Source organism: Halobacillus seohaensis, from assembly GCF_042663045.1.
GTDB lineage: Bacteria > Bacillota > Bacilli > Bacillales > Halobacillaceae > Halobacillus_A > Halobacillus_A seohaensis.
Genome location: NZ_JBHSZV010000029.1, coordinates 63,444 through 73,956 on the forward strand (window position 1 = coordinate 63,444; position 10,513 = coordinate 73,956).

The following is a 10,513-nucleotide window of genomic DNA, read 5'->3' on the forward strand; positions in this document are numbered from 1 at the left end:
CTTAAATAACTAGAGGTAGAACGGCTATATCGCATTGTGCTTCTTTTTTGACTATAAGAGGGGGATATATATGAGTAATCAAGTCATCACATACGATTCATTTTCCGAGGACCCTTTTAATGGGGGTTATGCAAACGAAAAGAAAAAAGGGGCTCTAGAAGTATTGGAGTGGGGTTACCAGACTTATGATGACATCGTGTATGCTTGCAGTTTTGGAGCAGAAGGTATCGTACTTCTCGATTTGATCTCACAAGTAAAAAAAGATGCACACATCGTGTTTCTCGATACCGATGTTCATTTTCAAGAGACTTATGACCTTATTGATCAAATAAAAAGTCGTTTTCCTGAGCTGCAAATTACGATGAAAAAGGCAGATCTAACCTTAGAAGAACAGGCACAGAAGCATGGAGAAAAACTATGGAATACGAATCCGAACCAGTGTTGCTTTATTAGAAAAATCAAACCATTAGAAGATGCTCTAGAGGGAGCAACCGCTTGGGTATCCGGGTTAAGAAGGGAACAATCTCCGAGTAGAAGTAAAACAGACTTTATAAATAAAGATGACCGTTTTCGTTCCATTAAAATTTGCCCATTAATCCATTGGACGTGGGAGGATGTATGGAATCATATAAAAGAAAATAACCTTCCCTATAATGATCTTCATGATCAGGGCTATGCAAGCATCGGATGCATGCCATGCACTTCTCCATCTGACAACCCCAATGATCGTTCGGGTAGATGGCAAGGGTTTGAGAAGACAGAATGCGGGCTTCACGGTCCGTCCACTAAGGATTCCCTTTCATGACACTTATCATTTTATGTTTAGTAGCTGCTCATTTCTTTGCCTTTAATGTGGGAGCTAGTGGATCAGCTGCTACTATGGGGATTGTATATGGGGCTCGAGTTATTAAAAAGAAACGAATAGCTCTACTACTTAGTGGTGTGGGAGGATTGCTTGGGGCTTTGTGGGGAGGAGAAGTTGTTGATACCATCGGGAAAGGGTTAATTTCTTCAGACAAACTAACCATTCAAGCTGCAGCCATCATTCTATTTGTATCAGCTATTACGTTATGTTTCACAAACATCATAGGCATCCCTCTTTCCACAAGTGAGGTTACGATAGGAGCGATCGTTGGTGTAGGTATTTCCTTGCAGCAGCTTTATTTAAGGAATTTATTAGAAATTATCGCCTTCTGGGTGATAATTCCGGTGGCAGCTTTTTTCATCACGTTTATATCTGGAATGTTATTGAAACGTCTTAAGGATAAATTCCCCGCTTTTTTACCATCGAATAAACTAACGAAACTGTTATCGATTCTACTCATCATCACAGGCTTGTTAGAAGCATTTGCTGCAGGTATGAATAACGTAGCAAACGCCATTGGCCCACTCGTCGGTGCTGATGTTTTAAATAAAAATATTGGACTGCTGACTGGAGGTATTTTCATTGCCCTCGGAAGTCTGCTCTTAGGTGGTAAAGTCCTTGAGACGAATGGAAAGAAGATTTCTTACTTGTCACTTTCTGATGGTATCGTCATCTCGGGTACATCTGGCCTTCTAGTCTTAGGAGCCTCGATATTCGGAATCCCCCTTCCAATGACTCAAGTGACGACTTCAGCTATTGTTGGAGTAGGGGCAACGAAAGACTGGAAGGGTATTTGGAAAAACAAAGTCATTCATCAGATTGCAAAAGTATGGATATCATCACCCATGATCTCACTCGTGATCGCTTTCTGTCTTACAGAGATTTTCCTTCAATCAAACTTTTATACTGTCGTCATTATAACGAGTGGAATCCTTGCTACTCTCATACTCACTAATTTTGGCAAGGGAACTTTCGAAAAAAGACAAAAAACTCAGCGTTCTTTAGAGGAAGAGTTTTAATATTTATTTAACCAATCTAGCATCTCTTTTTGTTTCTCTGTATCCATAAAGTCTTCTATAACCAATTGTTTTAAAAGAGTCTTCTTTTTCTCGTGAGAAAGAGAAGACTCTTTTAAAAGTGTACGGGCTTCGAATAGAAAATCCAAATAAGCTTCATAAGAATCATCATATTGTTCTTCTAATTGTTTTTTTATTTTTGACGCAAGGGTGGGACTTGCTCCACCTGTTGACACACTGATCGATAACCTCCCTCGTTTAAAGTAGGAAGGAAAATGAACATCTCCATCGGATGCGCGCTCTACAGCATTAATCCATGCATGAGCTGGGGCGTGTTGAACAACAGATTGATTAATTTCTGAATCATTAGTGGCGACAATAATTAACGCCGCGTCTTTAAGGTCGCCTGGTACGAATTTTTTCTCGGACCATTGAAGCAGACCTTGCTTAAAAAAAGAGTAGAGCGTTGAGCGAATCTCGGGGCTAATCACATGAATGGAAGCCTCACCCTCTAATAGAGTGCGAATTCTTCGTTCAGCGAGTGTTCCTCCACCAATCACTACAGTTTTTTTATTTTTTAAATCAATCATTAAAGGTATGGAAGTCATAATTTTTGCGCTCCCTTCGAATGACACTATTGTGAATTAGTCGATCGGCTACGTCAAGATGGTTCTGTCTTTGGTTTAATTTCGACAATAATAGTTTTTAAAAAAGTAGTGGCGGATTCCCTATGTAACAAGGGGATCCGCCACTACTTATGCTTTATTGAAGTATATAAATGGTTTATCATTTATAATTACTATAAAGGTTAGTAGAAAGGAGGGCTCCTTCATGGAAACCGAGAAACGTTTAATGAGTTTAATACACTCCGTCCGAGTATTAAATTCGACACGCGATTTATCAGACGTTTTACACCAATTAATTAAAGAAGTGCTTAAGGTGATCTCAGGGTCGAACGCCAGCGTTTTATTTTTGTATGATAAAAGAACGGATGAACTTTATGCGAAAAGTGCCATTGGTTTTGATATGAAATATTTAAAAGATGTCCGAATGAAACCAGGACAAGGAATGAGTGGCAAGACCTTCTCTTCTAGGAGGGGGAGGGTTTTTACTTCCTCTAAAGATACCTACAGCGGAATGTCTAATCTTACTTCTGAAGCAAAAGAGATTTATGCGAAATCTCTAGGTAGTATGGAGTATCCGATGAGTGCGATTTGTGTACCTTTAATGTCTAATGGGGAGTCTATTGGTGTGTTGACCGTAGATATTTATGAGGAAAACATACAATTCGATGAAAAGGACTTAGAGTTACTAGAAACGTTTGCGACGCAGGCTACCATTGCCATTGAGAATGCGACTTTATTTTCTCAAAATGAACGGACGAAGAGGATCCATGAAGAGCTCTCCAGGGTTTCTCTTTCAAAAGGGGGACTTGAAGATATCACCAAATCCTTAGCTGCGTTAATCGAAAAGCCTATTATTGTATTTAATGAGTTTATGGAACCGTTAGCCTTATCCGATGAAGGAGCAAAGGATTTCTCCGCAGAGCTCGGCCAAAAGTATATAGACATGCTCTATCAAGTAATCAACGAGGAGAATGTTTCCTATCATAATCTAGAATTGATTAATCAAGAACATTTTGTATACTTTTTCCCGATTAAAACAGAGAAGTTTACAATGGGGCTTCTTACCATTGTTGTTGAAGATCAATTGGAATTAGACCCATTAGATCGATTTGCTATCGAACAAGCTTTGACGATTTTTGCAATGGAAATTGATCGGCAAGAGCGATTATTAGCTGATGATTTTAGCTACTCTGGAACAATCTTGGAACAACTAATTCAAGCTCCATACGATGATTTGTCTTCAGATCACTTGGCTAAGATTAACTTTCCAGAACATGACTATCATCATTATGTTATCGTCCAATTGTACATTCAGAATCCATTACTTTCTTTTCAAAAGATCAATGAGAAGAAAGCACAACTAATGCGTGTGTTGTATCGAGAACTATCGAAGCTTCCGTATAAAACACTTGTTTATGATAAAAATATGGAATTGACGTTCATGTTTACGGTGAGAGCTAGCCAAAGCGAAGAACGAGTTTTTGCTCATTTAAAACAATTATATAAAAAGATAATCGAACTTTCTAAATCTAATTTTCAGTTATCTAATTTAGTAGGCTTAGGCCAAGTTGTGAATCGGTTGAAGGATGTTCATATATCTTATAGAGACGCGAAAAGGTCGGTTCAATATTTGCAATCCACCTATAATGAAGAGAGTCTAATCACCTATCGTCAATTAGGCCCCAATCGTCTCTTTTTAAAAATGGATCGAAAGGAATTACAAGAATATGTTGATGAAACAATTGGAGAAATTATCTCATATGACAAACAACATGATACAGAATTAAAAAGGACTTTAGAGGTATACTTGGAATTAAATCAAAATATGTCAGAGAGTTCCAAGAATTTATTTGTTCATGTGAATACGATTAAATATAGATTAAGAGCGATCAATGATTTATTAAATATTGATAGGTTGAGTGGAGAGAAGGCATTTGAGTTACAATTGGCTCTTCATATTTTAAATTACCTTACTATGAAAAAGTACTAGTTGTATGTAACCGACAAAATTCTACATAGAGATTTGTCGGTTACATGCATTTTTTATTCTTTGGAATTGTCTTATAATTTTGAATATTAACCAATAAGAAAAGGATGTGCAAAATGCAACCTATTTATATCGTCTTAATATTAATTACTATTATTGCATTAGGTGAAGTGCTTTCGCTTTCTTCGAGAGCAAAAATTCCAACATTGCTAGTCGTTATAGCTGTTACTTTCACATTGTTGCAAACAGGTATTATGCCTGAATCATTCATTGAAGCCTCAACATTTGTGGCAGCTGGGAGCGTGTTAGTTCCTGTATTAATTGTCCATCTCGGAACGATGATTCCGCTATCTGTCATTAAAAAACAATACAAGGCAGTTATCATTACATTAATCGGTTTGGTCTTATCGGTAGGGTTGATTCTTTCAATCATTACGTTAATTTTCGGTTACAGTACGGCTGTCGCTGGGGCAGGACCATTAACTGGTGGGATTATTGCTTATATTGTTACTTCGGAGGGTTTAACAGCAGCGGGATTTACGACATTAGCAGCTATCCCTGTCGTCGTATTTGCCCTTCAAAACTTAGTGGGCATGCCTCTTACATCTATATTGTTAAGTAAATACGCAATGAGCATTAGAGATGATTTGTCGAATGGAGAACAGGAAACTCGGGATTCTACGGGTGGTGGATTACTAGGAGGAGAAAGTCAGAAAAAACTTTTACTTCCTGAAAAGTTTATGAGCAGCGATTTCTTCATACTTTTCCTATTATTTATAGGCGGTGCGTTTGCTACATGGTTAGGTAATATAACAGGGATTAATTATAGCCTTTGGTCACTTGCTATTGGTGTGATTGGTGCGGCTATTCGCTTCTACCCTGACCGAGCGCTAGATCGTTCGAACAGTTCAGGTTTAGCAATGGTTGCACTCATCATTGTTGTAGTGAACTCCTTGGTGGGTATCACTTTTGATCAGGTAGTTTCTTCATTAATCCCAGTCGTTAGCATCATTGTTATTGGAACGATTGGATTAATCCTCGGTGGAATCATAGGCGCGAAAATTTTCAAATGGAAGCCAACAAAAGCAATTCCTGTTGTGTTAACTGCGATGTATGGATTTCCTGGTGACTATTTAATAGTTGAAGAAGTTAGTCGTAGTGTGGGTCGCACAGAAGAGGAAGAAAAACAAATAATGGATGAGTTAGTTGCTCCGATGTTAATTGGAGGTTTTACTTCCGTAACAGTTGGATCAATTGTTATCGCAAGTGTGTTAATCAGTACAATTTAAAATGAGAAGGAGTAGATTCAAATGGGATACACTCTAATTGAAAATGGGACGTTGATCGATGGACAAGGGGGATCTCCTATCCCGGATGCAACGGTTTTGGTAGAAGGCAGCAAAATCGTAAAAGTTGGACATGTGAAAGATATAGATGTCCCAGAAAACACGAGGGTAATCGATGCTGAAGGGAAATATATTTTGCCTGGCCTCATTGATACACATGTTCACATGACTATGGAACTGAAAAATATTCAAGATACTATTTCGAACCCGTTCTCTTATCGTTTCTTTGAAAGTACTCAATTTCTAAAAAGAACATTAGACGTAGGAATTACCTCTGTAAGAGATGCAGGTTTTACAGATATAGGTGTGAAAAAGGCTGTTGAGGATGGATTAATTGATGGCCCGCGAATGCAAATCAGTATTAATCCACTGACGATTACAGGAGGTCACGGTGACAACTGGACTCGTTCAGGTGTTGATGCAACCCTTCAAACCTATCCAGGAATGCCTAATGGGATTTGTGATGGAGTAGAAGAAGTAAGAAAAACAGTACGAAAAATGTTGAGGTCAGGTGCGGACGTTATTAAAGTTCATGCGACTGGGGGAGTGACCAGCCCGACCGACCATCCTGAATTCACTCAATTTTCTTATGAGGAATTAAGAGTCATGGTAGAAGAAGCCCAATATCGTAATGGTGTGAAGGTCATGGCACACGCTCAAGGTGCGGAAGGTATAAAAAACGCAATACGAGCAGGGATTTATTCGATTGAACATGGCATCTATATCGATGATGAAGTGATTGAATTAATGCTGGAAAATGGAACATTCCTTGTGCCAACGTTACTTGCACCTGTGTCTGTATTAGAGTCAGGTGAGCAAAATGATCGAATGGCTCCATATGCAGTTGAGAAATCCAAAGAGGTCATAGAAGCGCACCAAGCTAGTATCGCCAAAGCCTATCAGGCAGGAGTGAAAATTGCCATGGGAACAGATGCTGGTGTGATGGAACATGGAACAAATCTCCGTGAATTAGGTCTAATGTGTGATATTGGTATGTCCCCTATGGAATCCATCGTTGCTTCAACAAAAACAGCCGCCGAATGTCTTGGATGGGAAGAACAAACAGGGACAGTTGAAGAAGGTAAGTGGGCGGATTTGATATTAACAAATACAAATCCTCTTGAAGATATTCACTCCTTAGAAGATGCGAACCATATCGTTTTTGTAATGAAAGACGGAAAAGTATGTAAAGACTTGTTGAAATAGGATGTGATGGTGTGAGTGAATTAAATTGGGATTTATATACTCAATTATTGAAAGACTATGATATTAGTTTAAGTCGTGAAGGAATCGATGGTAATCGAATGGCAAGAAGGCTGCATGCTATCTCTGAGATCGGTTTAACACCAGATGGTGGAAGCCGACGTTTAGGATTTTCTAAAGAAGAGAAACAAGCAAAGGAACTAGTTAAAGGTTGGATGGTGGAAGCGGGTCTTTCGATTACTGAAGATGGAGCAGGAAATGTTTTTGCAAGATTAGCAGGGAAGAATCCTGAGATACCAGCCATTTCCAGTGGTTCCCACCTGGATAGCGTACCAAATGGAGGCCATTTTGATGGACCTTTAGGCGTCCTTTCCGCCTTGGAAATAGTAGAATCATGGAAGGTGCAAGGATTCCAGCCTCAACAATCGTATGAAGTGGTTATTTTTTCAGATGAAGAAGGGGCAAGATTTAATAGTGGTCTGACTGGAAGTCGAGCGATGGCAGGTGAAATAGATGAAGAGATACAATCGGGGCTAGTTGATCAAAATGGGGATTCATTTGATACTGTCTTAAATGATGTAGGCTTATCATCACAAGGTTTTTTTAATGCTCAACGTAACCTTGAAGAAATAGCACATTATGTTGAAGTGCATATCGAGCAAGGAAAGATCTTAGAACAAGACGATCTTCCTACAGGGATCGTATCAGGGATTGCAGGTCCATCCTGGCTAGAAGTCACATTTGAAGGAAATGCTGGCCATGCAGGCAATACACCGATGCAAGGACGAGTGGATCCCTTAGTGACAGCGGGCAAATTTGTCAGTAACATTCACAATATTCCTAGCCAAGTTAGTTCTACAGCTGTAGCTACTGTTGGAAAACTTAATGTGTATCCAAATGGAGCTAACGTTATCCCAGGTACAGTCAATTTAATCGTAGATATCCGCGATATCTATGAAGAGACGCGGGATAAATTAGTTGATTTAATTATAGACGAAGCTAATAAAGTGGCTGAAGAATTTGGAACTCGATGTAACTATAAACAAGTTTTACGCGTTGCGCCCGTTCCAATTCCTACTGACGTCACGAATATAATGAGTGAGTCATTAAAGCGGAATGGCATTGAACCTCGAATGTTACCAAGTGGAGCAGGTCACGATGCTTTAATTGTCGGTCATCATCTTCCTGTATCGATGCTGTTTGTGCAAAGTAAAGATGGGATTAGTCACACTCCTGAAGAGTGGTCTTCCTTGAATGATTGTGTGCAAACTGTTCATGTTTTAAAAGATTTTATAGAGACGATTATAGAGAAATAGACAAATAGACGACTGGTTGATAATTTATATAGATAGAGCAGTTTCATTTAAGAAGCAGTTCAGTTTTGGAGTACAAAACTGAACTGCTTTTTTATTTTCTTGTTAAACTAAAGCCTCCAGATTATGAAGCAAAGGAACGGAAAGCGAGTGATTTCCCGGACCTTCAAACGCTGAAAGACTCAATTTCGAGATCATGGGGGTTCGTTACCGTATAAGGGATAGGGGTGGCTTTGAAACAACTCGCTTTCCTGCGGGGGAACTGGCAAGCCTCCTCGGTCGTTGACACTCCCTGTGGTGTCTCGCCTAGCTCCTTCTCGAGGCCACTGAAAAAGTCCGGTAAATTTTAAGAAAAGCAAATCCCTAAAAATTCTATCCCCATTTTCAGTTTATAAATTAGGGGTAAATTGGACTTAATCCTCCACTTTGACAGGAAAAAACACTCAGCTTCGAGAGATGTTGTTTCCGTTATGGTTGAAAGCGTTTGGAGGTCCGGGAAATCACTCGCTTTCCATGGGCATGTGGCGAGCTTCCTCGGGCTATCGCCCTGCGGGATCTCACCGATCATGTTCATCCCATAGCCATTCATGTATCGCAAAAAAACAGCTCTACACCACAGTGAATGAAAATGGTTATCGTATGCCTATACTGATTCTACGGCTGGATGAGGAAGGTCGAGACTCCTTGGTGCGTGAGAGCCCTCCCCATAGTCTGACTCCTTCGACCACGGTGTATCACAGACTGTTGCTCCTTTATAGGAAGCACTCATGGTAGATTAACCCTATTCTGGTTGTTGCGCCAGCCTCTACTATTACTTGCCGCAGAAAGGATGTTTTCAATGGATGTAGTCATTGAGAATGCTTGTGGTATGGATGTCCACAAAGATACCATTACTGCTTGTGCCATTACACCGGAAGGAAAGGAGATTAAGACATTTTCAACGAAAACCATCTATCTCATTGAGTTGGTGGACTGGGTTAAGAAACGGAATTGTACCCATGTGGCCATGGAAAGTACAAGTGTCTACTGGAAACCTATTGTTAATCTACTAGAAGCCGAAGACATTGAATTTCTAGTTGTGAACGCTCAACATATTAAAGCTGTTCCTGGCCGTAAAACCGATGTGAAAGATGCTGAATGGATTGCCAAACTTCTTCGACATGGATTGCTTAAAGCGAGTTACATTCCTGATCGAAATCAGCGCGAATTACGTGAACTTGTTCGTTATCGTCGGAGTATTATTGAAGAACGTGCCAGACAACACAATCGAATGCAGAAAGTGTTAGAAGGAGCTAATATCAAGCTTGGGTCTGTTGTTTCTGACGTTTTGGGAGTTTCTGCTCGTGATATGCTTCGTTCCATAGCTGAAGGAAATGATGACCTTGAAGAGTTATCAAACTTAGCGAGAGGCGTTATGAAAAAGAAAAAAGAGGAATTGAAACTCGCGCTTCAAGGATGTATTAAAGACCACCAATGATTCATGATAAAGACCATCCTGGATCATATTGATTTACTTACGGATCAAATTGATAAATTAGACAAAGAGATATCAAAAAGAATGGAAGAATCTCAAGAGGATATCGAACGTTTAGATTCCATTCCTGGCATTGGGAGAAAAGTGGCGGAACAAATGATTGCCGAACTTGGCACAAATATTAAGGAGCAATTTCCTACGGCACCTCAAATGTGTTCTTGGGCAGGGTTAGTCCCCGGAAATAATCAAAGTGCCGGGAAACGGAAGTCTTCAAAAACGTTGAATGGAAACAAATACCTTAAATCATCACTGGTTGAGGCAGCTCATTCTGTTCGAGGATCCAAAAACTACCTTGGCGCTCTTTACCGGCGAACGGCTTCACGTAAAGGTGGAGTCTCGCGATTTCCCGGCCCTCCTTGCCATTGTGAGGCATACGGAAACCTCAGTAATGGGTTCTTCAAATTGTAGGCTATTCATAGATGGGAGTTTGCAACTGGCACACTTGTTCCATATGGTGTAGCGAACACGAAGACGACTTATGGCAGTAGGGCCGTTCATTAAAAGCAAAGGATGGGTGGCTAGGAAACGGGGAGATTCCCAAGCCTCCCCATTCGATGTATGAGAAACGAATCCCTTTCCCAGAAGGACTATCTTCCACTATCCGTGTTCTATTGCAATGAACC

Annotated in this window: 7 protein-coding genes and 1 pseudogene; 7 read left to right on the top strand and 1 reads right to left on the bottom strand. The window is 40.0% G+C overall.

The annotated features are described in order from the left end of the window. The first annotated feature begins 70 nt into the window (after window positions 1-70). Together ACFQIC_RS11945 and ACFQIC_RS11950 are read left to right on the top strand one after the other, a co-directional pair. On the top strand, window positions 71-805 hold the full coding sequence (locus ACFQIC_RS11945) for a phosphoadenylyl-sulfate reductase (RefSeq protein WP_204712092.1): 735 nt from the start codon (window positions 71-73) through the stop codon (window positions 803-805). Next, complete coding sequence (locus ACFQIC_RS11950) at window positions 802-1,884, top strand: inorganic phosphate transporter (RefSeq protein WP_204712094.1); 1,083 nt, start codon at window positions 802-804, stop codon at window positions 1,882-1,884. Before ACFQIC_RS11945 ends, ACFQIC_RS11950 begins: the two co-directional genes overlap by 4 nt. On the opposite strand, the gene ACFQIC_RS11955 is transcribed toward ACFQIC_RS11950, so the two are convergent. Beyond that, a complete protein-coding gene (locus ACFQIC_RS11955) occupies window positions 1,881-2,489 on the bottom strand; it encodes an NAD(P)-binding protein (RefSeq protein WP_204712096.1) in 609 nt (202 codons plus the stop codon). The genes ACFQIC_RS11950 and ACFQIC_RS11955 overlap by 4 nt on opposite strands. Before the next feature lie 223 nt (window positions 2,490-2,712). On the opposite strand from ACFQIC_RS11955, the gene ACFQIC_RS11960 reads away from it, so the two are divergent. The 5 genes and pseudogenes from ACFQIC_RS11960 to ACFQIC_RS11980 form a co-directional block, all read left to right on the top strand. Beyond that, window positions 2,713-4,497 (top strand): helix-turn-helix domain-containing protein, encoded by a 1,785-nt coding sequence (locus tag ACFQIC_RS11960; protein WP_204712098.1) that lies wholly within the window; start codon window positions 2,713-2,715, stop codon window positions 4,495-4,497. A gap of 113 nt (window positions 4,498-4,610) precedes the next feature. After that, window positions 4,611-5,783, top strand: coding sequence for a hypothetical protein (locus tag ACFQIC_RS11965; RefSeq protein WP_204712100.1), 1,173 nt, complete (start codon window positions 4,611-4,613; stop codon window positions 5,781-5,783). A 21-nt stretch (window positions 5,784-5,804) separates the two neighbouring features. Further along, a complete protein-coding gene (locus ACFQIC_RS11970; protein ID WP_204712102.1) occupies window positions 5,805-7,046 on the top strand; it encodes a metal-dependent hydrolase family protein in 1,242 nt (413 codons plus the stop codon). A gap of 11 nt (window positions 7,047-7,057) precedes the next feature. Next, window positions 7,058-8,359 carry a M20 family metallo-hydrolase gene (locus ACFQIC_RS11975; RefSeq protein ID WP_390217115.1) on the top strand — a complete coding sequence of 434 codons (1,302 nt, stop codon included), beginning with the start codon at window positions 7,058-7,060 and terminating at the stop codon, window positions 8,357-8,359. An 835-nt stretch (window positions 8,360-9,194) separates the two neighbouring features. Next, window positions 9,195-10,220 (top strand): annotated as a pseudogene (locus ACFQIC_RS11980) (IS110 family RNA-guided transposase); the annotation flags it as partial. Window positions 10,221-10,513: the final 293 nt, after the last annotated feature.

What these genes read in the sequence shown, in the direction of transcription:
- ACFQIC_RS11955 (WP_204712096.1), bottom strand. Translation starts at nt 2,489, where the DNA reads ATGACTTCCATACCTTTAATGATTGATTTAAAAAATAAAAAAACTGTA.
- ACFQIC_RS11950 (WP_204712094.1), top strand. Translation starts at nt 802, where the DNA reads ATGACACTTATCATTTTATGTTTAGTAGCTGCTCATTTCTTTGCCTTT.
- ACFQIC_RS11965 (WP_204712100.1), top strand. Translation starts at nt 4,611, where the DNA reads ATGCAACCTATTTATATCGTCTTAATATTAATTACTATTATTGCATTA.
- ACFQIC_RS11970 (WP_204712102.1), top strand. Translation starts at nt 5,805, where the DNA reads ATGGGATACACTCTAATTGAAAATGGGACGTTGATCGATGGACAAGGG.
- ACFQIC_RS11960 (WP_204712098.1), top strand. Translation starts at nt 2,713, where the DNA reads ATGGAAACCGAGAAACGTTTAATGAGTTTAATACACTCCGTCCGAGTA.
- ACFQIC_RS11945 (WP_204712092.1), top strand. Translation starts at nt 71, where the DNA reads ATGAGTAATCAAGTCATCACATACGATTCATTTTCCGAGGACCCTTTT.